The sequence below is a fragment of the Rhodococcus olei genome, assembly GCF_039540555.1.
GTDB lineage: Bacteria > Actinomycetota > Actinomycetes > Mycobacteriales > Mycobacteriaceae > Rhodococcus_G > Rhodococcus_G olei.
In genome coordinates this window covers 1-23235 of record NZ_BAABFB010000092.1, presented here as the reverse complement: position 1 = coordinate 23235, position 23235 = coordinate 1, and the positions used below count along the sequence as shown (strand labels likewise).

Sequence of the window (23235 nt, the reverse complement as noted above, 5' to 3'; positions counted from 1 at the left end):
TGTCCTGTTCCTAAATAGGGCGGCCTCGGCTACCGTTGCCATAGGGATTCCCCTTCGCCAATCCCGCCTTCTGTCCGGACTCGGCTCCCCTCGGGGGCCGCGCAAGTCAATGTCGACCTCGGAGGTCCCCCAATGAAAATGAACGCCGCGATCCTCTGGGACGCTCATCAGGACTGGAGTGTCGAGGAGGTCGAGCTCGACGGCCCGAAAGAAGGCGAGGTGCTCGTCTCGTTCGAGGCGACCGGCCTCTGCCACTCCGACCACCACCCGAGGGCGGGCGACGCTCCGGCCGCACTGCCGGTTGTCGGTGGGCACGAGGGCGCCGGAATCGTTCAGGAAGTCGGCCCCGGCGTGACCACCCTGAAGCCCGGCGACCATGTCGTCGCGTCCTTCCTCCCCGCCTGCGGCCGCTGCCGGTGGTGTTCGACCGGCCAGCAGAACCTCTGCGATATGGGTGAGTTCATCATGAAGGGCGTGATGCTGGACGGCACCTACCGCCGACACGCGCAGGGCCGCGGCGTCGGGGCGATGTCACTCCTCGGCACCTTCGCCCAATACGGCACTGTCGCCGAGGCGTCACTGGTCAAGATCGACGAGGATCTGCCTCTTTCGCGCGCATGCCTGATCGGTTGCGGTGTGACCACCGGCTGGGGCTCGGCTGTCAACACCGCAAAAGTTAGTCCCGGTGACACTGTGGTGGTGATCGGCTGCGGAGGTATCGGCAGCGGCGCCATCCAGGGCGCGCGCATCGCTGGCGCGGAGAAGATCATCGTTGTCGATATCGTCGAAGACAAGCGCGAGAAGGCGTTCCTATTCGGCGCAACTCACTTCTCGACTTCGATCGCCGAGGCGACGGAACTGGTCCGTGAACTCACCCGGGGCGTCATGGCCGATTCCGCGATTCTCACCGTGGGACTGGTCGAAGGGCCGATGATCGGCGAAGCGCTCGAGCTCGTCCGCAAGGGTGGCGCGCTGGTGCTGACCGCATTGGCACCGTTCTCAGATATCACACCCACCCTCCCGATGTCGATGTTCACCCTATTCCAGAAGCGTCTGCTCGGCTCGCTGTACGGAGAGGCCAACCCCCGGGCGGACATCCCGCGGCTTCTGAGTCTCTATCGCGAGGGCAAGCTGCTTCTCGACGAGACAGTCACGACCGAGTACAAACTCGCCGACGTGAATCGTGGTTTCGACGACATGCTCGCCGGTAAGAACATTCGAGGGGTCATCCTCCATGACCACTGATCTTCTCCAGGCACGGCAACAAGGACTCCGGCGGTGAAGTGATGGCAGACCTCGAATACTCAGTCAGTGGTCACGTTGCCACCATCCTTCTCAATCGACCGGATCGGAAGAACGCCTTCACTCTCGACATGGTCGACGCCTGGGCGGACGCGATCACCGAGGCCGGCCGGGACGACCGCGTGCGCGCTGTAGTCGTGACCGGAGCTGGCGACGCCTTCTGCTCCGGAGTCGACCTGACCGAGTTCACGTCCCAGGATCGCACTCCACTGCAGGAGAAGGAGTTGCTGACCGAACGCGTGCACCGAGTCGCACGTGCCATGAATGCTCTTGCAAAACCGACGATCGCCGCCGTTCGGGGCGTTGCCGTCGGCGCGGGCATGGACATGTCGCTGATGTGTGACATCCGGTTCGCCGGCCAGTCAGCCCGTTTCTCCGAGGGGTACATCCGGGTCGGCCTCGTGCCAGGTGATGGCGGCTGCTACTACCTGCCTCGGATCGTAGGAACGGCGACAGCGCTCCGCCTACTGTGGACCGGTGCGTTCGTCGACGCCAACGAAGCCCTGTCGATAGGGCTCGTGAGCGAGGTACACGACGACGAACGCGTGCTCGACGCCGCCTATCAGCTGGCCGAAGAAGTCTCCCAGCGTGCGCCCATCGCTGTCGAAGTCGTGAAAAGAGCAGTTCGACAAGGACTCAACCATGATCTGGACACAGCCCTTGATCTGATCTCGTCACATCAGGCGGTGGTGCTGTCCACTGCCGACTCGGCCGAAGCAATGTCGGCGTTCCGCGAGAAACGGGCGCCGAGCTTCCAACGCCGTTGACCGCCACGACAGTCGAAAGGACCCCTATGGTCATCACCCAAGTCAGCGGCACGCTCCGCGACGACGTCCGCGACCTTACTCGTCGCTGGCGTGACGAGGGCCGCTTCGTCCCCCGCTGTGATTCCTGGGTGCGCTCGTTCGATCTGGCATTCAGCAAAGAGCTCGCAGATCGCGGACTGATCGGGATGACGTGGCCGACCGAGTTCGGTGGTGCCGCGCGGACGAACGTGGAGCGCCTTGAGGTAACCGAGGAGCTGTTACGAGCCGGCGCACCGGTCGCCGCGCACTGGATCGCCGACCGGCAGATCGGGCCAGCGATCTTGCGCCACGGCAGCCGCGCCCTCCAACAAGAAATCTTGCCCGGAATCGCCTCGGCCGACTACCTGTTCTGCCTCGGGATGAGCGAGCCCGAGGCAGGCTCCGATCTGGCCTCGGTACGAACGTTTGCGACCCGGGTCGACGGCGGATGGACCATCAAGGGCAGAAAGATCTGGACGAGCGGCGCGCATCGAGCCACCCACGCCTACGTACTCGCGCGAACCGAGCGGTGCGAGAAGAAGCACAAAGGTCTCAGCGAGTTCGTCGTCGACATGGACTCTCCTGGGATCGAGGTGTCCCCGATCGTGGACATGTCCGGCGAGCACCATTTCAACGAGGTTCTGTTCGACAACGTATTTGTCCCGTCACACCGCCTGATCGGCACCGAGGGCAACGGCTGGCGACAGGTCGTCGAGCAACTATCGTTCGAGCGCGGTGGACCCGAACGCGTACTCTCGACCTATCCCCTGCTTGTCGAGATTCTTGCATCCCCAGAACTCGGGCTCAGCCGAGAGGAACTCGGCAGGATTGTAGCGCGACTGGCGGTGTTGCGGCGGCTGTGTCGGCTGGTGGCGCAGGAACTCGACCGGGGATGTGCACCGATGCAAGAGGCTGCGACCTTGAAGTTGCTCGGCAACACGTTCGAACGCGATGTGATCGAACTGGCACGTTCCGCACTGTCGGCTCGTGACCGCGGCCTCGGCAGCTCGTTCGCACAGGCACTCTTGGCGTCTCCGGGGTTCAGTATCAGGGGCGGGGCGGCAGACGTGCTTCTGTCCATCATCGCCAAACAGGAGGCGCAGCCATGACCCTTCGAGACGAACTTACTGCCTTGGTCGATGACCTTGTGCCGGAGATCAGTGGTGAAGGATGCAGCCCGGAGTCACTGTGGGAGAACATGGTCGAACTGGGGCTGCCGGTCGTCGGAATTTCCGAGAGCAAAGGAGGCTCCGGCGGCAGCCTCGAGGACCTTTCCGTACTTGCGGAGGCACTTGGCGCCAAGGGCACAAGCACACCCCTGATCGAGGCCACTGTGGCGAACTGGGTTCTCGCCGAAGCCGGTGAGCCGTTCGCCGACGGCCGCAACACCGTGACCATTGCAGAGCCAGCGGGACGGCACGACGAGCTGTTCGCGGTTCCGTGGGCACAGAACGCCGCACGTCTGGTCGTGGTCTGGCCGGATTCGACTCCGGGTATCGCGCGGGTCGACATTCCCGGCACTGTCGTTCCCGGGTTCACTCTCGCCGAGGAACCGAGTGACACGGTGCGGCTCGGCGCAACCGCGGTTCGACAGCTCGACAACGGACCATCCGCGACGGCCATTCGGTCGCGGCTGGGTCTACTCCGATCGGCCGCGCTGAGCGGTGCACTCCGCGGCACCTACGCGGCAACACGTTCGCACGTGCGCACACGAGAGCAGTTCGGTGCCCCATTGATCGAGATTCCCGCGGTCGCGCATGCGCTGGCAACGATGAAGACCCATCTCCTTCAAGTGCAGACCGCCGTGGACCGCGCCGTGGGTGCGGCGACTGAGGACCCACTCGACGCCGCGCCGGTCGTCCATGCGGTCGCCGCAGCCCGGGTCATCGCCGCCTCCGCCGCCGGTGAAGCCGCGCGCATCGCCCACCAGTTGCACGGTGCGATCGGAATTACCCAGGAGCTGGCACTGCACCAGTTGACCACCCGGCTATGGGTCTGGCGTGATGCCGACCTGCCCGCCTCCCACTGGGCTGCTCAGCTCGGAGAGGCGGCAATCACCGGTGGCGAAGCGAGTGTGTGGCACGAGCTCACCGCCTGACCCGCGCTCCGATTCCTTTGACAGCAAGAGTTTTATCCTACGAGGAGCAATCGACATGGCTGCATTCACACCCAACCCGACCGCGGGCCCAGCGGGACTTCCACTCGAACCCACCCAGGAGGAACTGCTTCTCCGCAAGTCCGTGTCCGCGATTTCGCGCAAGTACGGGCCGGACTACTTCCAGAAGGTCGTCGACACCAACGCCTCTCCGAGCGAACTGTGGAAGGAACTCGGCGACGCCGGCTTCCTCGGGGTACATCTCCCCGAAGAGTACGGCGGTGGCGGAGCCGGCTTGTCCGAGCTGAGCATGGTGCTCGAAGAGACTGCCGCCGCGGGTGTTCCGGCACTCAGCGCTGTTTTCTCCGCCGGGGTCAACGGCACGATTCTCGCCCAACACGGCACTCCGGAGCAGAAGGAGCGCTGGCTGCGGCCGCTGGCGGAGCGTGCCGCCATGAGCTCCTTCGCCATCACTGAACCCGACGCCGGTACCAATTCCTTCGCGATCAACACGTGGGCGAAGCCGGACGGAGACGACTTCGTCATCAATGGAATGAAGTACTACATCTCGGGAATGGAGGAGGCAGAGTTCGTCCTGGTCGTCACCCGAACCGGCACCGACGAACGAACCGGTCGCGGACGGTTGACACTGTTCATCGTCGACGCCGACGCCGACGGCATCTCACGCCAGGTGATTCCGACCGCTCTCCAGGTGCCTGAGCGGCAGTCGACTGTCTACTTCGAGAATGTCCGAGTGTCAGCCGACCGCGTTATCGGTCAGGTCCACCACGGCATGAAAGCCGCCTTCGCCGGCATCAACGCCGAACGTCTGCTTGTCTCGTCGATCTGCATCGGCGTCGGGCGCTACGCACTGGACAAGGCCGTCGCCTACGCGAACGAACGGTCCGTATGGGGCGTTCCGATCGGAACACATCAGGGTGTCGCGCACCCGCTTGCGGAGTCGAAGATCGCCATCGAATCCGCCAAGTTGATGACAGCCCGTGCCTGCGCGCTGTATGACGCCGGTGTCAACCCCGGCGAGTCAAGCAACATGGCCAAGGTGCTCGGTGTCGACGCCGGCCTGCACTCGCTGGACGCGGCGATTCAAACCCACGGTGGGAACGGCGTCGCCCTCGAGTACCAGCTGTCGAACTACTGGTTCCTCCTCCGGATGCTGAAGATCGGCCCGGTGTCGAAGGAGATGGTGCTCAACTTCATTGCCGAACACACTCTGGGACTACCCAAGTCGTACTGATACCGAGCCGAGAACATCGGGGCCTCGGGGGCACACTATTTGACTGTGCCCCCGGGGCCCCGTCGGTTCTTATGCCGGGCCACCGTCAGGCTGGCCCATCGCGCGGAACGGATTGACAGGTGTGACACGCGCCACTAGGTTTTGATACCTGTCATCGCATTACTCTGCAGCCACCCTGGCCGTCGGTCCGTTTTCGGGTGGCCTCCCCTGCGCTCTCCTCGACTCGGAGGTCCTTGACATGTCGACCCCAATCGCGTCTCTTGCGGACGCAATCGATCGTTCACCACTGTCACCCTTCCAGAAACGCACTATCGCAATCTGCCTCCTCATTGCCCTTCTGGACGGCTTCGACGCCCTGTCCATCGGCTACTTGATCCCGGCGATCGCGAAGGACTGGGAGATCGGAGCCGGATCGCTGTCGCTCGTCGTCACCGCAGGGCTTGTGGGCATGATCCTCGGCTCAATGGTCTTCGGCCCAGTTGCGGACCGCGCCGGGCGACGGTTCGTCATCATCGTCGGTACCTTGATCTTCGGGGTGACCACGCTGGCACTGTCCGGAGCACAGTCAGTCGAGATGCTGACGTTGTTTCGGTTCGTCGCCGGACTGGGCCTGGGCACCGTCGGCCCCAATGTCATCGCGCTCGCCTCAGAATTCACCCCGACGCGTTCGAAGTCCACGGTGGTGGTTCTGATCAGCAGCGGTTTGGCGATGGGCGGATTCATCGGCGGATTCGCGATCGGCTTCTTGATCCCCGCATTCGGCTGGCGGTCGGTGTTCCTGGCCGGAGGAGTGTTGCCGCTGGTCATTCTCGCAGCCACCGTGCGTCTCATTCCCGAATCCGTGGGTTTCCTTGCCGCGATGGGGAAAACAGAACAGGTCGCAGCACTGGCGCGGCGGATGAATATCGATCCCAATCACACCGCCACGCCACTCACCTCGGCCGCGGCACCAGCGGCAAGCAAGGTGCCCGTTGCCGAGTTGTTCCGGTCCGGACGCGCGGTCAACACTCTGCTGTTGTGGGTCGTCTTCTTCTGCGGACTGCTCTTTGCGTACTTCATGTACAGCTGGATGCCCACCCTACTGGCGGCTGCGGGGCTCACTCAGCAGACCGCAATCTTCGCGACCTCCCTGACGACGCTCGGCTGCGTCGCCGGCGGCATGTCACTCGGCGTCCTCGTCGATAGGCGCAACAAAGACTACCGAATCCTGGTCGGAGCCTTCGTCATCGGAGCTGCACTCGTGGCTGCCCTCACCGCCGTGGTCGGCAACTTGTGGTTGATGTTGCCCGTCGTCTTCCTGATCGGGTTCACGGCAATCGGTAGCCAAGCGGCCGTCAATGCCGTTGCCACCGCGATGTATCCCGTCTCGGCACGGTCGACCGGCCTGGGCTGGGCATACGGCGTCGGCCGGATGGGATCGGTGGTAGGACCCCTCATCGGTGGCACCTTGATCTCCGCCGCAGTCGCCCCAACCCAGATCTTTCTGATGATTGTGATCCCCGCCCTGCTGGCCGCCGGCGCACTGGCCGAGATCGTGCGACGTGGCGGCATCGACATCACCGCCGCGACGACGACCGCGGCGGCACCCATTCGCACCCCCTCTCTCGAACAGAATCCCGCCTGATCCTTGACCGGCGGCAACCACCCCCGCTACTTTAAGAGACGAGTAGTTTCATAATTGCCGCGACGTCGGCCCACACGCCATCGCCTCGAGGAGTCCTCAATGGCCACACATTTCGATGCTCTCAGCGTCGACAAGAACGACGGAATCTGGGAGATCACTCTGGACCGCCCCGATCTGCTCAATCGCTTCGACGCACAGCTCGAGACCGAACTCACCCAAGTCCTTCGCGAACTGGCAACGGACGAGTCCGCACGGGCCGGAGTTCTCTTGGCCAACGGCAAGGTCTTCTCCGCCGGCGGAGACTTCGAACTCATGCTCGAGGCCAACGCCGACATTGCCGTCCGCCATGCCGCGCTCGACCGAGCGCGCGCCCTACTCGCCGCCATGACAAACCTCCCGCAACCACTGGTTGTCGGGGTTCAAGGCGCGGCGATTGGGCTCGGCGCGACAATCGTCGTCGGTAGCGACGTGGTGGTCGCCTCGGAGAACGTGAAAATGGGCGACACCCACACCGCAGTGGGACTCGTCACCGGCGACGGCGGGGCGCTGTTCTGGCCGCAGTCGATCGGAATGCTAAGGGCTCGACGGTACCTGCTGACAGGCGACCTCCTCACAGCGGCCAAGGCGTACGAGTTCGGTCTGGTGACAGATCTCGTACCGACGCCCGCCGACGTGGCACCTGCGGCACGAGAGATCGCCACCCGAATCGCAGCTCTTCCGCCGCTGGCGGTTCGAGGCACCAAGAACGCCCTCAATCAGGTGACCCGTCAGCGCGCCGGTGAAGTCGTCGAGACCGCGCTACTCGCCGAGGGAGTGACCCTGGCGACAGAGGATCTCGTCGAAGCGATCGCGGCCTTCCGCGAAAAGCGTGGCGCGAAGTTCGCGGGGCGATGACATGAATCTCACCCAGGAACAGCAGGGCCTCATCGACGCGATCCGCGGATTCTGCCGGAAAGAGTTCGGCACACGAGAACAGCTGGCGGAGCTGACCAATCGTGGTCGCGACGCGCACAATGAGGCGGTCTACAGCAAACTCGCCGAACTTGGATACCTCGGTATTTCGATTCCGGAAGAGTACGGCGGCAGCGGCGGCGGGCTGTTCGATCAATGCCTGCTCCACGAGGAGCTGTATCGCGGTCTCGCCCCCGTGCACGCCATCGGCTCCACCCATACAGTGGCCGGAATCTACAAGAAGTTCGCCACCGAGACGCAAAAGAAGGCGATGCTGAGTGCAATCGCCAACGGTGCACCGATGTCCATCAGCATCTCCGAACCCGAAGCCGGCTCCGATGCAGCCAACATTGCTTGCCGCGCCGAACGCGTAAAGGGCGGGTTCCGGGTCAACGGGCAGAAGACGTGGTGCTCGGCCGCCCAACACGCCCATTCGATCCTGCTCGTTGCTCGGACCGAGCGTGGAAGTAGGCGGCACCGCGGGCTGAGCATGCTCCGCATTCCCGCGAACACCGAAGGGTTGGTCATCCGGCCCATCGACACGATGGGCGGCGAGTTGGTCAACGACCTCTACTTCACGGACGTCTTCGTGCCCGAGGAGGAGCTCGTCGGTGACGAGGGCGCCGGCTGGCATCAGCTAATGGCCGGCCTCAACGGCGAACGATTGGTCGCCGCGGCGCAGGCGTTGGGCATGGCCCAGCGCACGTTCGACGACCTGCTCGCATACCTGAAGGAACGGACCCAGTTCGGCCAATCGATCGGGTCCTTCCAGGCGGTCCGCCACCGCGTCGCAGACCTGGCAATCGAGATCGAAGCTTCACGGGCACTGGCGTATTCCACGATCGAGAAGGTCGAGAACGCCTCGACCTCCCCGAGCGAGCTCGTCAAACTGACCTCGATTACGAAGGTCAAGCTGACCGAGACCGCAAAGCGTGTGGCCCTCGAAGGCGTCCAGCTCATGGGCGGATACGGGTACGCCGTCGAGTACGGCATGGAAAAGAACCTGCGCGACGCCATCGCTCCGACGATCTACGCGGGCACGAACGAAATCCAGCGCGAGGTCATCTCCTCTTCACTGGGGTTGAGATGACCACGGCGACCAATACCGACAACCTGGATGCACCCGTCCTGTACGCGACGGACGGTTCGATCGCGACGATCACGCTCAACCGGCCGGCGTACGCCAACGCGCAGAACTCGCCCATGACGTACGCCCTCGATGACGCCTTCTATCGGGCGGCCGCGGACGACGCCGTCGCGGTGATCATCCTCCGCGGCGCCGGGCGTCACTTCAGCGCCGGCCACGACATCGGATCCCCCGACCGTGCGCTCGACCGTGTCTTCGACCGACGTGCCGGGCTGTGGCCGACACATGTAGGCAAATCCGGAGCAGAAGCACGGTTTGTCCGCGAATCCGAGGTCTATCTCGGCATGTGCCGTCGGTGGCGCGAGCTTCCCAAGCCGGTCATCGCGCAAGTCCACGGGGCGTGCGTGTCGGGTGCGCTGATGCTCGCGTGGGTGTGCGACTTCATCATCGCCTCCGAAGACGCGTTCTTCGCCGACCCGGTGGTACGGATGGGAATCCCTGGGGTCGAGTACTTCGCCCATCCATGGGTTATGGGCGCGCGCCGCGCCAAGGAGTTCCTGTTTCTGGGCGAGCGGATCGGTGCGCGGGAGGCCGAGCGGATCGGGATGGTCAACCACGTGGTACCCCGGGACGAGCTGGGCGACTTTGTCAAGTCGATCGCCCACAGAATCGCCGAGATGCCGACCTTCGGGCTAGCCCTGGCAAAGAAGGCGGTCAACCAATCCGAGGACCAGATGGGATTGGCTGCGGGAATGGATTCCGTATTCGGACTCCATCAGCTCGCACACTCGCACAGCGCCGAAGTCTGGAACGACGCGGTGGGGGGCCAGACGGCACACAGTATGCGGTCAGCGCTTCGCTCCGACGCGTCCGAACCCTCACCAACGTCCACCAGCACGACTGCATCGAACTGACAAAGGAGTCGGTACCCGTGTCACTTCTCGGTCCTTTGGACGAACAACTCAACCACCAGACGTCACGGCCGTTCCGCGTCCCCGCGACCAGCGACCACCGGTTCTACGATCGGCACTGGTTCGAAGCGGTCGCACCCGACGGCGACATCATGATGCTCGCCGGCCTGGGCATCTACAAGAACATGGGTGTGTGCGACGGGTTCGTTGTCGCCCAGCGCAACCATCAGCAAACCAACGTCCGCTTCAGCCGCCCGCTGGACGACGACTTGCAGGCCACGGTTGGCCCGCTCAATATCGAGGTGATCGAACCCTACGAGAAGCTGCGGGTCCGCGTCGAACCGGGTGACCATCCACTCTCGTGCGATCTGACCTGGCAAGCCACCTTCCCGGTCTATCTGGAGGCACCGCACTTCACCTTCAACGACGGGCGAGTCATCCAGGACACCAGTCGATACGATCAGGTCGGCCGGTGGACCGGCTGGATCGACCTAGAGGGTGAACGACACGAATCCGACGACTGGTGGGGAGTGCGTGACCACTCCTGGGGCGTGCGGCAGGACATCGGCGGCTTCGAATCCGCATACGGCCACGCAGCACGGGCCCCGATGCTGTGGCTGTGGACCTATGCCACCACCCCTGACGCCGCCTGCCATTTCCAGCTTCGCGAGGATGCCGACGGCCACGTCCTGCACCTCGACGGTGAGATCACCTGGACAGCCCCTGGCCGGGAACCGTCACGTATCGTCCAGGTTGATCACGACATCAAGTTCATCGCCGGGACCCGAGACTGGGACCGGCTCGTCTACCGGCTACGCCTTGACGATGGCTCCGAGATGGTCCTCGAAGCTGAAGCCCTGCAGCGTGCGTGGGCCTACCGGGGAACCGGATACGAAAACGGGTACGACGACAACCGCGGCGTCGGCGTTCCTCGCGGCGACCTGGTCGAAACGGACAGTCTGGATCTGTCGGTACCTGGGAAGGTTACCCGGAACGGCGAGAAGTACCACCCGGGACACCGCGAGCAGCCCGCACGGATCACCCTCGACGGTATCCCCGGTACCGGGCACCTCCCGGTGATGACTAGCGGTCGCCTGCCCAGGTACGGCCTGGGTCGCTGAGACTCAAGCGCGCGGTCCCACAGCATTAGGAAGGCATAAAGGCATACCCGATGAGCTATTCGATACCGAACGACACCCGTCTGAAGGGCCCGTTCCAGCCCATGCGGTTCGAGGCGACGATCGACGAGTGCGTGGTCTCCTACGGCGAAATCCCGAAAGAGATCGCTGGCGGCTTCTACCGCACCGGCCCCACCTGGAAACGACCGGCCGCGCAAGGTACCAACGGATTGCTGTCGATGGATGGCATGGTGCAAGGGCTCGTGCTCGAGAACGGACGCGCCGATTTCAAGAATCGGTGGATCAGGACGCCGAAATACGAACTCGAAGAACGGCATGGTCGGGGGATGTTCCGGTGGACCGACGGCGACTGGGATGATTGGCGCAACTTCGGACTCGGCGACGTCGCGCGCGATGCCTGCAACCAGGGTGTCCCGCAGGGAACCAACAACGTCAACATCTTCCCGTTCGACGGGAAGATGATCGCGACTGCCGACTCTCTCGGCGCTCCCATCGCGATCGATCCTCTGACGCTTGAGACCGTCGGAATCGTCCCGTGGTCGTCAAAGCTTTCGAAGGGCCTGCACGAAAAGGCCGCGTTCGGTGACGCGGGTTTCACCGCACACCCAAAATGGGACCATGAGACCGGAACCCTATACGGCTGGACCTATCACGACACCGAACCATACGTCACCCTGCACGTCGTGAGCACCGACGGCACGGTCGAATCACGCGACCTCACCGATGCCCCCTACAACACCGTTGCCCACGACATCTGGTTGAGCACCAATTACATCGTGATGCCCTTCCAACCGTTCCTCGTCGACAAGGCACGAATTCTGCAGGGCCGCAGCGTCTACTCCTGGGAACCGGACCGCCCTATCGTCCTCGGATTGATCCGACGCGACGATATTCACGCCCCCGTCCGCTGGGTCACCATGGATATCGACCCGCAATACGTCATGCACACGATGTCAGCGAATATCGAGGGCGACGTTCTCACGCTCGACGCCCCGATCTTCAATCGCCCACCGTTCCCGTTCGAGCAGGATTTCGCCGACGGCGACGACGTCGCCCTGTTCTTCAGCATCGCCAAGAGCACCCTCGGACGGTGGACGGTTGATCTGTCGACGGGAGCAACGAAGACCGAACAGCTCTCCGACCGGCCCTCTGAACTGCCGAAGGTCGATGAACGATTCTTCGGTCGCGGCTACCGCTGGGGATTCCAGGTCGGTGGCCACGTCAAACGATCCGGCATGTCGATGAACAGCCTGGTCGTGACCGACATGAAGACCGGATCCGACCAGGAGTACGTCATTCGCCGTGACCAACCCGCGGCGGTACTCGAGGCGACGTTCGTGCCCCGCGCGAGCACGGTCGGAGAAGGCGATGGGTACATCATCGTTCCGGTGTCGTGGTGGGCGGAAAACCGCGGCGAGTACCTGATCTTCGATACCGACGATGTCACTGTGGGGCCCATTGCGCGAATCGACATTCCCTTCCGCCTCGGATGGACCGCGCACGGACATTGGATGGATTTCCGTGGCTAGTCCGACCGCCACCCCGGCCTTCGGTGTGCTGATCTCTCTGCAATCGACGCCCGACACCGGGCCGACCACGGCCGATCTGTATCGAACCCTCCCGGGACTGGCTCGCGATCTCGAACGTTGGGGATACGATTCAGTCTTCTTCACCGAGCACCACGGTAGTTCCACAAACGAGGTTGCGTCGCCGCTGGTCGTCGGCGCGGCCGTGGCCGCCGTAACTGAGCAAATACGGATCGGCAGTGTCGTCGCCATCCCGGCCTTCTATCATCCCGTCCGGTTGGCGGAGGATGTCAGCACTCTGGACAACTTGTCCGCCGGCCGCGTCACACTGGGTCTCGGAATGGGGTACCGGCCGTCGGAGTTCGAGGGATTCGGTATCAACCCCCAGGAGAAGCTGTCACGCTTCATCGAATCCCAGGAGATCGTGCGGAAGGCTCTTTCGGGCCGTCCGTTCGATTTCACCGGGAAGCGGTACCAACTGCGGAACGTAGTCATCAGCCCACCTCCGATACAACGAGGCCTTCCGGTGTGGGTGGGCGCTCAACGCAGACCGGGCCTCGAACGCGCCGGCCGCCTGGGATTGGCTGTTCCCCTGTCCGGAGCACCTCTCACCATCGCGATACGGCAGCGCGCAATCTACGACGGCGCCCTGTCCGCGGCTGGGTTCAGCCCAGGGGTCGTGGAATACCCCGTGATCCGTGAGTGCTTCTGCGCGGCAACCGATGAGGAGGCCTGGAAGATCGCCGACCCGTACATCACCGAACAGTCTGCCGAATACGCCCGCCACAACCAAGTCATCGACACAGTCGCTGGGGATCTTCCCTTCGACCCTGACCGCATGCTGATCGGAAGCCCCGCCACGCTGGTGCGGGAGTTCCGGCGTCATCACCGGCGACTGCCCTGTGATCACTGGATTCTGCGCATGCACTTCCCCGGTATGCCACTCGCGGTGATGCGGCGGTCGATGGCGCTCCTCGCCGCCGAAGTCCTTCCGGCACTGCGCTCGGACTGGGCAACGTCGGCGACTGTGAACGCTGGTTACCAACGAAGATGAGGAGTTTGACATGACCACTATGGACGGCAAGGTCGCGATAGTGACCGGCGCCACGGTCGTTGGCGGGCGAGTGAATATCGGCGGTGCCATCGCGGGCGAACTCGTCGCCCGCGGCGCGCGTGTGATGGTTACCGACATCGACACAAACGGCGCTCATGCGCTCGCCACCCAACTCTCTGACAAATACGGAGCCGACTCGGTCAGCGCCCACATCGCCGACATCCGCAGTGAATCCGACATCGAGCGCCTTGTAGCGGCGACTCTGTCCACCTTCGGGACCGTCGATACCGTCATCAACAATGCCGGCGTCTTTCCCGTCGACGACGGTGCCGTGGCCGACATCGACATCGAGGTCTGGGACGATGTGATGGCCGTCAACGTGCGCGGCGCAATGTTGCTCACCAAGCACGCTCTTCCCATCATGCTCGCCAAAGCTCGTGGGTCGATTGTCAATACCGCATCCACCCATGCGTTCGCCGGCGATCTGCGTCTTACCGGATACGGCGCGTCGAAGGCTGCGGTCAATGCGCTCACCGTCTACACGGCAACGCAGTACGGGCGGCGCGGCATCCGCTGCAATGCGGTCTGCCCCGGCACGACGACCAGCCCACCGGTCGAACGTGCCCCGGGGTGGTTCCGCGAGGTGTACGCGCGCCACACCATCAACCCGTCGCTCAATGCACCAATGGACGTTGCGCGAGCCGTAGCCTTTCTGGCATCTGATGATGCCAGCGGTGTCAATGGGCTGGTGATGCGGGTCGATGGTGGTCTTCTCGCCCATCAGCCCTTCTACGCGGATCAGGTGGACGTCGGATAGTGGTGGGTCCCGGCCGCGCGCGGCCGGGACCCACCACTATCAGCGCCCGCTATCGGTATGTGCTGGTACCGGACAGTGGTATCCACCGCAAACTCGGTGCCGGCGATGTCGACCCGTTCATGTGGCCCGGAACGACTCCCGTATATGCGCGACGAACAAGTCTGGTTGTTCGGCCGCGGGGAAGTGCCCACCGCGAGGCATATTCGTCCAGCGCTCAATGTTGTATTGGTGTTCGGCGATTCGCCGTGATGTCCGGTTGAGCTCTTTCGGGTAGACGGCGACCGACGTCGGAACACCTACGCGCTCGGCGGGCCCGAGACGGCCGGCGTGCGCTTCCTCGTAGTAGAGGCGTGCAGCGGAGCCTACAGTGCCGGTGACCCAGTATGTGGTGATGTTTCCGAGAATCTGGTCCTTATTAAGCGCGGATTCGAGGTCGCCACCATGGTCTGTCCAGGTCTGAAGCTTTTCGACGATCCAGGCTGCCAGTCCGGCGGGCGAGTCGTTGAGCCCGAAAGCCAGGGATTGCGGTTTGGTCGCTTGGAGGGCGACATATCCCTGCTCTGTGGCGTTGTAGCGTTCCTGCGCTGCCATCAGGGTCAATTCCTCGTCGGTCGGCGCTCCGTCCGCTGGCTGCAGCCCCGCGGTAACCAGGAAAGTCAGATGCAGCCCGAGCACGCGATCCGGGGACTGGCGCCCCATCTCACCGCAGATCACCGAGCCCCAGTCTCCGCCATGCGCTGCGAACCGCGAGTACCCCAACTGGTGCATGAGATCGAGGAACGCTGCCGCGATGCGTCCGGTGTGCCAGCCTGATGTCGTCGTCGGTCCGCTCCAGCCGTAGCCGGGCAGCGAGGGCACCACGATGTGAAAGGCGTCAGCTGCCCGTCCGCCGTGGGCGACCGGATCGGTGAGAGGTCCGAGCACGTTGAGAAACTCCACGACCGAGCTCGGCCATCCATGGGTGAGGATCAGGGGCCGGGCGTTCGGCTCGGGCGATCGGGCGTGGAGGAAATGTATGCGCTGTTCATCGATGGTCGTCACGAACTGTGGCCATGCATTCAGTGCTTCCTCGGTCGCACGCCAGTCGTATTCCGTCTCCCAATACCGGCACAACGCTTGCAGGTACTCAAGGTTGGCGCCATAGTCCCATCCCGCCCCAGGCACCTGATCCGGCCATCTCGTCTGCGCCAGCCTCCGGCGGAGATCCGCAAGGACATCGTCAGGTACGGCAACCTGGAATTGCTCGATTTGTAACTGCTCAAGCATATTTCTTCAGTATCCTATCGAATGCCCACTGGATGAGTTGAGGTCAGGTGAGTGCAGCTCAGCAACTGGGTCGAGCGGTGCGGATCCCATGGGCTAATTCGCGCCGATCGCGAACGGCTATTTGGTCGAATCCACCACTATCGTAGTCGCGGAGATGCGGGGCCGTGGCTGATTGGGCGGAGTCGTGACAGTGTGAAGACCAGGGCGCCGACGATGACCGAGGGAATCAGCGACAGCAGGAATATGGTGTTTCCAGGCAGTTCTGCGCTGAGCAGTACTCCTCCGAGGACGGGTCCCAGAATGCCGCCCACGCGGCCGACGCCGAGTGCCCAACCAACCCCGGTCGACCGAATGTGTGCAGGGTAGAGCGCCGCAGCCCAAGCGTTGGCGCAGATCTGCGTACCGATAGCGCCGAATCCGATCGCGAATACGACGACCACGACGAGTAGCGCATGTCCGGACACCAGGACAAGCAGCACGGTGGCAGCCAGTGCGAGCAGTGGTCCGACGAAGAGGTTCCGGTATCCGCCACCAGTTCTATCGATGAGGACGCCGAGGAGCACTCCGCCGGCCATTCCACCGAACGTGCATGTCGAGGTCGCAAACAGAGCCATCTGCTGGCTGAGACCAGACGTTGTCAGGACAGTTGGCATGTATCCGAAGATGAAGAAGTTCACCAAGAGCCCGAAGAACATCACTGCCCAGATCATGATCGTGGCGAGTGCACGTCCGTGGACGAAGATCTCCCGAAAAGGGGCACGTCCGTCGGGTCGCGCTTCCACGGTGAACGTCGACGCCTCGTCGAAGGGTGTCTGCATGGAAATCTTCGACATGGTCGCAGCGACATCGCGGTAACGTTTGCGCGCGGCGAGGAATTCGACCGATTCAGGAAGGATTCGTAGCGTCGCTACGAGCAGTACGAGGGGTAGCACACCGCTGACGATGAAGATCGATCGCCATCCGAATGGCGGGATAAGGTATCCGGCCACAAAACCACCCAGAAATCCGCCGCCGGCGAGCCCGAGACCGATGGTCGTGACCACCGTCGCTCGTGCTCGCTCCGGGGAATACTCGGCCCCGAGCGCGATGAGGTTGGGGGTGGCAGCACCGATGCCGAGACCCGCGCAGAAGCGCGCAATCATGAGGATCTCCACCGATTGTGCGAACGCGGCCATCAGGGTGAAGACTGCGAAGCAGGATACCCCCAGACCGACAATCGCGCGTCGTCCCGCCCGATCGGCCAAGGGTGCGATCGTCAGTGCGGCGAGGATCTCGCCGATCAACGAAGCGACGATCACTACCGAAAGACTCCCCGGGTTGACGGCCCAGTCCTCCGAGAGCGCCGGAATCACGAACCCCACGCTCAATGAGTTGAAACCGTCGATGATGGCCAGGGACAGGCACGCGACGAGGACTAGTCGTTGCAACCTCGAGAACGGTGCGTCGTTGATCAGCCGTTCCACACTGAACGAAGTCGATTGGAGGGTAGTCATCAGGGTAGGTCACTTCCCTTGCACGAATGACGGGCCGTCCCCACCGTGTCGATGATGGCGACGGTAAGGAATGTCATAGGTCGAAGCTGCCGAAGTCGATAGTGGCCTGCGCCATGCGCGCGACGTTTTCGGCGGTCACATCATCGCGCTGCATCTTCGGTTGCAGCTTCCCGGAGCCGATCGTGTAGAGCCAGAACACCAGGGCGTGGAAGATCTGCTGCCGGTATTCGGTCCAGGCGCGATCGAACTCCGGGGGGCGACCACCGTGCGCCCGAAGTTCGGTTAGGTACAACTCGAGCAGCTCCTTCTCCCATTCTCGACGGTCTTCGATCGTCAAGCCCGATGTCAGGGCGTAGACGACGTCCAAGGCCCAGCCGCCGTGCGACATGCACTGCCAGTCGTAAAGACCCATCTGCCCAGTGTTGTCCTGGTACCAGTTCCCGATGTGCATGTCGCTATGCAAGAGCGTGTGCGGGCCGGAGACGTTGACCCGCAGGGAGTGCATCAGTGCGGGCCAGATTTCGAGTTTTCGTTCGGAGAATTCACGCGGCACGATCTCGGCGGATCGGTCCACACCAACCATCGATCGCTTTTCGAAGTCGATCGTGTCGTTCACGCGTTCTTGGAATTCCAGGGACGACTGGAGCCAAGGTGCGGACGTCAGGATCTCGTGCTCCCAAAACGCGCCATGGTACGCGGCCAGGTTGGTGACCATGCTCTCGGCCATGCCCCGATCGACGTACATCGTGCACGGGTTGCCGAACACAGCCCCTCGCGACTGGGCGATATCCTCAAGCAGGAACATCGACCGGAATCTCGCCGCTTCGAGCGCCACATGGTACGCCCGCGGACTGTTCATGTCCACCTTCGGACGCAGCTCCCGGTAGAACCCCGCTTCACTCTCGAGCGCACCACTGAGTCCGTTGACCAGGCGAGAGGTGAAGTCCGGGCTACTTTTGACGAAGACGTTCTCGGGCAACCCCGCCGCACGTCCGGCTTCGTTGTACCGCAGACTGATCCGATCACGTGCCGTTGATCCGCGGCTGCCGTCACCGAGGTCGAACGAGGTGACCCGGGCGCCGGGAGCATCGGAGCACAGCGCGGCGCTGAGCCATTCGACGCTCAGATGATGCACGGACGAGGGCACCTGAGACAGTTCCGTCGGCATCTGCTTTTGTACCCGTTCCTCTACGACCTGTCCAGCGACCTTGGCGATCTTCAGGGCAAGTCCGGCCTTCGTGGCGACCGACATTGTTGTCTCCTTATGTCTATTCGCCGCAGCGATGTGTGCCTGTGAACTAATTGGTGCGGGTCCGTTGGGCCAGTACTGCGGCGCCGAGGGCTCCGACGCCGAGCGCAACGGCCATCGGGGCGATCTTCTTGCCGGGGACACCGCTGACGTATAGAGCCGCCGCATCGGCGAAATCTGTTGCCATGCCGAGCCTTACCCAGAGATTGCGGTCGGAGTCCGAGGCTGTCAGCAGTCCGATTCCGTAGGCGATATCCCGGGCGCCGAAGAATCGAGTCGATACCGGTTGCCCCGGCGTGCCGATCGCCGGAGCGCCCACCGCTTCGTCGTTCAGCCGAGGCGTGAGATACGCTGACGCACCGACAAATAAACGCAACGCAGCCAGTATCGTTACGAGCTTTCCGGGGTTCTTCATCGCTTCTCGCATTTCAGGGTTGAACTTCACACCCGGTCGGGCGACGTCAACGCGGCCGCGCCGGTCGTCAGGGAGCAGGTCACCCCGCGCCGGTCGACACCAGAGAACCTCTAGAGCAGTGCGGGCCTGTGCCAATGTACGGATCAGAAGTGGTGATATTGGCTGGCTCATTCCAACTGCGAGTCACGTTCTGATCGACTTTATCAACAGTTTTGAGACGAGCAGGCCAAGAACGTGACTGACGTTACATTGACCTCGATTGGTCGTCAATGGCTGAGGCGATTTCGCGCCATCTGGGCCGCGGAACTGCTGACCGGAACCTGTCAAGGTGATTGAGTCCATCGGGTGTTACGCGGCGGCCTGATCCGCCGCGGGTTCGATGCCTACGTCCGTGGCGGGTTTGTTGATCCAGGTGGCGGTGGGCAGGTCCAGGATTTTCGGGGTCGTCGCGCTTGCCGCTGTGAACCGTTCGGGGTGGGAGCGGCGGGCATCGGCGAGCACGCTGGAACGTTCGGCGGCCTTCTGTGCCGCGAGCCCGAAGTGGACATCGGCAGGCGTGTGCAGCCCGATGCCGCTGTGGCGGTGTTCGTGGTTGTACCAGGTCACGAACGAATCCATGAATTGCCGTGCGTGGTGGATCGATCCGAAACGCTGCGGGAACGCCGGCCCGTACTTGAGGGTCTTGAACAGCGATTCCGAATACGGGTTGTCGTTCGAGACCTTCGGCCGCGAGTGCGAGCGGGTCACCTCGAGGTCGGCGAGCAGGGTCGCGACGGGTTTGCTGGTCATCGACGTCCCCCGGTCCGCGTGCACCACGTTCGGGATACCGTGCACGGCAAAGATTTCCGTCATGAATTCCACTGCGAGAAGCCCGGATTCACGGGTTTGCACATGCACGCCGACGATGTAGCGGGAGTAGATGTCGACCATCACGTAGGCGTCGTAGTAGGCACCCTTGGCCGGGCCGGGGAGTTTCGTGATGTCCCAGGTGTAGACCTGCCGCGGCGCGTCGGCCACCAACTCCGGGCATACCCGGGCGGGGTGCCGGGCCTGCCGGCGCCGCTCGGCGACCTGCGTGTTCTCCCGCAGGATGCGGTACATGGTCGACACCGAGCACAGGTAGGTGCCCTCGTCGAGGAGTTGGGCGTAGACCTCGAGTGGTGCCTGGTCGACGAACCGGTCGCAGTTCAGCATCGACAGCACCTGGTGGCGTTCGGCCGCGGTGAGCTTGTTCGCCGGCATCGGGCGCTCGGTCGCCGCGTCCAGGCTCGGTGACGGCGCTGCCGCCCGCCGCGCCTTGCACCGGGCGGCGGTCGACCGAGTGATTGACGTCAACGTCGTTGCCGCCCTGGTGGTGACACCGGCTGCGGTGAGGTCGTGATGGACGGTCATCAACGCTTCCTGCGCGGCCCGTCGGTGTCCGCGCTCTCGGAGAGAGATTCCAAGAGCGCGTGTGCTTTTCCCATGATGTCCAGGGCGGCCTCGGTGGTCGCGAGGCGCTTGTTGGTCCGGTCGAGTTCACGCTTGAGTCGGGCGATCTCGGCCTGCTCGGCGGTCAGTGTGCCGACCTTCGCGCCGGCCTGCGTGGCGTCGAGGACGCCGGCGTCGCGTTGCTTGCGCCACTCGCTGATCAGCGAGGAGTACAGGCCCTCGCGGCGCAGGTAGGCGCCGCCGCCGTTGCTCTCGCATGCCTGCTCGTACGCGGCCAGGTGCGCGAGCTTGTCCGCCGGGGTGAATGTGCGCCGCCGGTGCGGGCCGTCGGAACGCGGATGCGAGGAGTCCATGGGCGCATTGTCCCCGGCCACGGCCAGGCTGGAAATCGTCATCGTCGGGTTGATCCGTATCTCGCCCTGCAGGCGGGGTTGCTGTGAACCGTTGGACTCAACTCACCCTGGCACGCAGGGGACCGACGAGCAACGCCACAAGCTGCAAGCTCACCACGGCCATACCGAACTGGGACATCCCGGCGGCCTGGATGCCAAGGAAATCCTCCGAGATAGGGTAGGTCCCTTGGGGTGGTGGGAATCGGGTGAGATGTCCCCAGCCCTGGTCGGGGGTGTGCCGCTCCCTCGGTGTGGGTGGGCCATCGCGTAGTGGTGAACGAGTCACCTACCACAGTGACTCACGCACAGGAGCTACGCGATAACCAAGAGCATTCTGCCCTGCTGGCCCGCCTCGACGCCCTCAAGGGCACCGATGTGACGTCCGTGTTCGCCGAACTGATCCGCGTCGGCCTTCAGGAACTGATCGAGGCCGAAGCCACCGAGGCCGTCGGTGCCGGCCGCTACGAACGCACCGACAGCCGCACCAACCACCGCAACGGGCACCGGTCGAAGACGATCTCGACGACCAGCGGCGACGTCGAACTCGAGATCCCCAAGCTGCGGGCGGGGTTCGTTCTTCCCCTGCCTGGTCGAACGCCGCCGGCGGATCGACAGGGCCCTGCACGCGGTGATCATAGAGGCCTACGTGCACGGCGTCTCGACCCGCAGTGTTGGACCTCGTCGCCGCGTTGGGCGTGAGCTCGGGGATCTCGAAGTCGCAGGTCTCGAGGATCTGCGCCGGCATCGACGCCGAGGTCGCCCGGTTCCGGGAACGCACCCTCACGCACACAACCTTCCCGTACGTCTACCTCGATGCCACCTACTGCAAAGTGCGGGTCGGGGCTCATGTGGTCTTCCAGGCCCTCGTCGTGGTCACCGGGGTGTCCATCGACGGGACCCGCGAGGTGCTCGGCACGCGGTCGGAGACTCGGAGTCCTTCGAGTTCTGGCGTGAGTTCCTGGTCGGGTTGCGGGGCCGGGGACTGACTGGGGTGCACCTGGCCGTCTCCGACGCACACTCCGCCTGAAAGCAACAGTGGTGCAACAGTTCAGCGGTGCCGCATGGCGACGGTGCCGGGTGTATTTCATGCGGAACCCTGCAGGGTGCGGTGCACTCGAAACACGCACCGCCGGTAATGGCGGCGGTCAAGACGACCTTCGCGCACACCGACCCTGTCGAGGTCGCCTCCCATGTGGGATCAGGTCGTTGACAGCCTGACCGTCTCGTTCCCGAAGGTCGCGGCATTGATGGAGTGCACGAAGCACGACGTGCTCGCGTTCACCGCGTTCTCGCGGGCGCACTGGCAGAAGATCTGGTCGAAAAATCCGATCGAGCGGCTGAACAAGGAAATCAAGCGCAGAGCCGATGTGGTCGAGATCTTCCCGAACCCGGCCACGTTCCTCCGCATGGCGACCGCGGTGGTGTTGCGCCCCGGCTCTGATGGAGGGTCTCATCACACGGAAGGATGAGATTCATGGGAGCGCCGAGGAAGTACCCGGAGGAGCTGAAGGAACGGGCGACGCGGTTGGCGATCGAGGCACGCCGTGATCCGGAATCGAGAACGGGTGCGATAAAGCGGATCGCGGACCAACTCGGTATCTACCCCGAAGCCCTCCGTACCTGGGTTCGCCAGGCCGAGATCGATGGTGGCGTCCGCCCCGGAACCACTACGGACGAAGCGAAACGGATCGCCGAGCTCGAACGGGAGAACCGAGAACTACGGCGTGCCAACGAGATTCTGAAGACGGCGTCGGCGTTTCTCGCGGCAGCGGAGCTCGACCGCAAACTCAAGTGAGCGTCGATTACATCGATGCCCACAAGACCGATTACGGGGTCGAGCCGATCTGCCGGGTACTCGCTCAGGCTGGCGCGCAGATCGCCCCGTCGACGTACTACGCGGCCAAGTCGCGGCCGCTTTCGGCGAGAACCGTCCGCGACGCGGAACTGGTCGAGCAGATCCACCGTGTCCACGGCGAGAACTATGGCGTTTACGGTGCCCGCAAGGTCTATGCGGAGCTGAATCGGCAGGGTATCCGGGTCGCCCGGTGCACCGTCGAGCGATTGATGCGCACCGCCGGACTACGCGGCATCGCCCGGTCGAAGAACCCCCGGACCACCATCGCCGCAGTGAGTACCGACAGGCCTGCTGACCTAGTCAATCGCGGGTTCACCGCCTCGGCGCCGGACCAGCTGTGGGTCGCCGACATCACCTACGTCCGCACGTTCGCCGGATGGACGTACGCGGCATTCCTTATCGACGTTTTCTCCCGCCGCATCGTGGGATGGCAGCTCTCGACGAGCCTGCGCACCGATCTCGCGCTCGACGCATTGGAGATGGGCATCTGGACCCGAGAACACGCAGGCCAGGGACTAACGCAGTTGATTCATCACTCGGGACTGCTGCACGATCGGTGACAGATTCGGTCACGCAGCCTGAGTGGCT

The 23235-nt window shown here is 63.6% G+C and carries 20 protein-coding genes, 1 pseudogene and 1 other annotated feature; of the genes and pseudogenes, 16 read left to right on the top strand and 5 right to left on the bottom strand.

Annotated features, from left to right (window positions below):
- Positions 1 to 132: 132 nt before the first annotated feature.
- From ABD951_RS28180 to ABD951_RS28120, 13 genes are all read left to right on the top strand, one after another.
- Positions 133 to 1245 carry an NDMA-dependent alcohol dehydrogenase gene (locus ABD951_RS28180; protein WP_345353511.1) on the top strand — a complete coding sequence of 371 codons (1113 nt, stop codon included), beginning with the start codon at positions 133 to 135 and terminating at the stop codon, positions 1243 to 1245.
- Positions 1246 to 1286: 41 nt separating this feature from the next.
- Positions 1287 to 2069, top strand: a complete 783-nt coding sequence (locus ABD951_RS28175) for an enoyl-CoA hydratase/isomerase family protein (RefSeq protein WP_345353509.1) — start codon at positions 1287 to 1289, stop codon at positions 2067 to 2069.
- Between the two features lie 26 nt (positions 2070 to 2095).
- Positions 2096 to 3196: an acyl-CoA dehydrogenase family protein gene (locus ABD951_RS28170; RefSeq protein ID WP_345353507.1), complete on the top strand. Its 1101-nt coding sequence runs from the start codon at positions 2096 to 2098 to the stop codon at positions 3194 to 3196.
- Positions 3193 to 4185: an acyl-CoA dehydrogenase family protein gene (locus ABD951_RS28165; protein WP_345353505.1), complete on the top strand. Its 993-nt coding sequence runs from the start codon at positions 3193 to 3195 to the stop codon at positions 4183 to 4185. Before ABD951_RS28170 ends, ABD951_RS28165 begins: the two co-directional genes overlap by 4 nt.
- Positions 4186 to 4240: 55 nt before the next feature.
- Complete coding sequence (locus ABD951_RS28160) at positions 4241 to 5437, top strand: acyl-CoA dehydrogenase family protein (protein ID WP_345353527.1); 1197 nt, start codon at positions 4241 to 4243, stop codon at positions 5435 to 5437.
- Positions 5438 to 5675: 238 nt separating this feature from the next.
- On the top strand, positions 5676 to 7061 hold the full coding sequence (locus ABD951_RS28155; RefSeq protein WP_345353503.1) for an MFS transporter: 1386 nt from the start codon (positions 5676 to 5678) through the stop codon (positions 7059 to 7061).
- A gap of 99 nt (positions 7062 to 7160) precedes the next feature.
- Positions 7161 to 7955, top strand: a complete 795-nt coding sequence (locus ABD951_RS28150) for an enoyl-CoA hydratase/isomerase family protein (protein WP_345353501.1) — start codon at positions 7161 to 7163, stop codon at positions 7953 to 7955.
- Position 7956: 1 nt separating this feature from the next.
- On the top strand, positions 7957 to 9102 hold the full coding sequence (locus tag ABD951_RS28145) for an acyl-CoA dehydrogenase family protein (RefSeq protein ID WP_345353499.1): 1146 nt from the start codon (positions 7957 to 7959) through the stop codon (positions 9100 to 9102).
- Positions 9099 to 10013 (top strand): enoyl-CoA hydratase, encoded by a 915-nt coding sequence (locus ABD951_RS28140; RefSeq protein WP_345353497.1) that lies wholly within the window; start codon positions 9099 to 9101, stop codon positions 10011 to 10013. Before ABD951_RS28145 ends, ABD951_RS28140 begins: the two co-directional genes overlap by 4 nt.
- Before the next feature lie 17 nt (positions 10014 to 10030).
- The gene (locus ABD951_RS28135; RefSeq protein WP_345353495.1) at positions 10031 to 11131 is read left to right on the top strand and encodes an Rv3169 family protein; all 1101 of its coding nucleotides are present in this window, start codon (positions 10031 to 10033) and stop codon (positions 11129 to 11131) included.
- 50 nt (positions 11132 to 11181) lie between these two features.
- Complete coding sequence (locus tag ABD951_RS28130; RefSeq protein WP_345353493.1) at positions 11182 to 12678, top strand: carotenoid oxygenase family protein; 1497 nt, start codon at positions 11182 to 11184, stop codon at positions 12676 to 12678.
- Positions 12671 to 13729, top strand: a complete 1059-nt coding sequence (locus ABD951_RS28125) for an LLM class flavin-dependent oxidoreductase (protein WP_345353491.1) — start codon at positions 12671 to 12673, stop codon at positions 13727 to 13729. Before ABD951_RS28130 ends, ABD951_RS28125 begins: the two co-directional genes overlap by 8 nt.
- 10 nt (positions 13730 to 13739) lie before the next feature.
- Positions 13740 to 14546: an SDR family NAD(P)-dependent oxidoreductase gene (locus ABD951_RS28120; protein ID WP_345353489.1), complete on the top strand. Its 807-nt coding sequence runs from the start codon at positions 13740 to 13742 to the stop codon at positions 14544 to 14546.
- 117 nt (positions 14547 to 14663) lie between these two features.
- On the opposite strand, the gene ABD951_RS28115 is transcribed toward ABD951_RS28120, so the two are convergent.
- From ABD951_RS28115 to ABD951_RS28095, 5 genes are all read right to left on the bottom strand, one after another.
- Positions 14664 to 15812: an epoxide hydrolase family protein gene (locus ABD951_RS28115; protein WP_345353487.1), complete on the bottom strand. Its 1149-nt coding sequence runs from the start codon at positions 15810 to 15812 to the stop codon at positions 14664 to 14666.
- A 137-nt stretch (positions 15813 to 15949) separates the two neighbouring features.
- Positions 15950 to 17305 carry an MFS transporter gene (locus ABD951_RS28110; RefSeq protein ID WP_345353485.1) on the bottom strand — a complete coding sequence of 452 codons (1356 nt, stop codon included), beginning with the start codon at positions 17303 to 17305 and terminating at the stop codon, positions 15950 to 15952.
- A 73-nt stretch (positions 17306 to 17378) separates the two neighbouring features.
- On the bottom strand, positions 17379 to 18557 hold the full coding sequence (locus ABD951_RS28105; RefSeq protein WP_345353483.1) for a phosphotransferase: 1179 nt from the start codon (positions 18555 to 18557) through the stop codon (positions 17379 to 17381).
- A gap of 46 nt (positions 18558 to 18603) precedes the next feature.
- Entirely contained in the window at positions 18604 to 18999 is a 396-nt protein-coding gene (locus ABD951_RS28100; protein ID WP_345353481.1) for a hypothetical protein, read from the bottom strand.
- Between the two features lie 318 nt (positions 19000 to 19317).
- Positions 19318 to 20753, bottom strand: a protein-coding gene (locus ABD951_RS28095) for an IS3 family transposase (RefSeq protein ID WP_345353525.1) whose coding sequence is annotated in 2 segments (ribosomal slippage) — positions 19318 to 20426 and positions 20426 to 20753 — 1437 coding nt in all. Because the reading frame shifts where the segments join, the coding sequence is not laid out codon by codon here.
- 333 nt (positions 20754 to 21086) lie between these two features.
- On the opposite strand from ABD951_RS28095, the pseudogene ABD951_RS28785 reads away from it, so the two are divergent.
- The 3 genes and pseudogenes from ABD951_RS28785 to ABD951_RS28070 all read left to right on the top strand — a co-directional run.
- A pseudogene (locus ABD951_RS28785) lies at positions 21087 to 22219 on the top strand (IS256 family transposase); the annotation flags it as partial.
- Positions 22220 to 22266: 47 nt separating this feature from the next.
- Positions 22267 to 22587, top strand: a complete 321-nt coding sequence (locus tag ABD951_RS28075; protein WP_345353474.1) for a transposase — start codon at positions 22267 to 22269, stop codon at positions 22585 to 22587.
- Positions 22545 to 22676: a sequence feature (AL1L pseudoknot), on the top strand. Its footprint overlaps the gene before it by 43 nt.
- Entirely contained in the window at positions 22584 to 23207 is a 624-nt protein-coding gene (locus ABD951_RS28070; RefSeq protein WP_345353472.1) for an IS3 family transposase, read from the top strand. Its footprint overlaps the feature before it by 93 nt. The genes ABD951_RS28075 and ABD951_RS28070 overlap by 4 nt, the downstream gene beginning before the upstream one ends.
- Positions 23208 to 23235 lie beyond the last annotated feature (28 nt).

Excerpts from the sequence above, each read along its gene's own strand:
- ABD951_RS28075 (WP_345353474.1), top strand. The coding sequence starts at position 22,267 with ATGGGAGCGCCGAGGAAGTACCCGGAGGAGCTGAAGGAACGGGCGACG.
- ABD951_RS28175 (WP_345353509.1), top strand. The coding sequence starts at position 1,287 with ATGGCAGACCTCGAATACTCAGTCAGTGGTCACGTTGCCACCATCCTT.
- ABD951_RS28140 (WP_345353497.1), top strand. The coding sequence starts at position 9,099 with ATGACCACGGCGACCAATACCGACAACCTGGATGCACCCGTCCTGTAC.
- ABD951_RS28115 (WP_345353487.1), bottom strand. The coding sequence starts at position 15,812 with ATGCTTGAGCAGTTACAAATCGAGCAATTCCAGGTTGCCGTACCTGAC.
- ABD951_RS28180 (WP_345353511.1), top strand. The coding sequence starts at position 133 with ATGAAAATGAACGCCGCGATCCTCTGGGACGCTCATCAGGACTGGAGT.
- ABD951_RS28150 (WP_345353501.1), top strand. The coding sequence starts at position 7,161 with ATGGCCACACATTTCGATGCTCTCAGCGTCGACAAGAACGACGGAATC.
- ABD951_RS28170 (WP_345353507.1), top strand. The coding sequence starts at position 2,096 with ATGGTCATCACCCAAGTCAGCGGCACGCTCCGCGACGACGTCCGCGAC.
- ABD951_RS28160 (WP_345353527.1), top strand. The coding sequence starts at position 4,241 with ATGGCTGCATTCACACCCAACCCGACCGCGGGCCCAGCGGGACTTCCA.
- ABD951_RS28120 (WP_345353489.1), top strand. The coding sequence starts at position 13,740 with ATGACCACTATGGACGGCAAGGTCGCGATAGTGACCGGCGCCACGGTC.
- ABD951_RS28165 (WP_345353505.1), top strand. The coding sequence starts at position 3,193 with ATGACCCTTCGAGACGAACTTACTGCCTTGGTCGATGACCTTGTGCCG.
- ABD951_RS28145 (WP_345353499.1), top strand. The coding sequence starts at position 7,957 with ATGAATCTCACCCAGGAACAGCAGGGCCTCATCGACGCGATCCGCGGA.
- ABD951_RS28155 (WP_345353503.1), top strand. The coding sequence starts at position 5,676 with ATGTCGACCCCAATCGCGTCTCTTGCGGACGCAATCGATCGTTCACCA.
- ABD951_RS28130 (WP_345353493.1), top strand. The coding sequence starts at position 11,182 with ATGAGCTATTCGATACCGAACGACACCCGTCTGAAGGGCCCGTTCCAG.
- ABD951_RS28110 (WP_345353485.1), bottom strand. The coding sequence starts at position 17,305 with ATGACTACCCTCCAATCGACTTCGTTCAGTGTGGAACGGCTGATCAAC.
- ABD951_RS28105 (WP_345353483.1), bottom strand. The coding sequence starts at position 18,557 with ATGTCGGTCGCCACGAAGGCCGGACTTGCCCTGAAGATCGCCAAGGTC.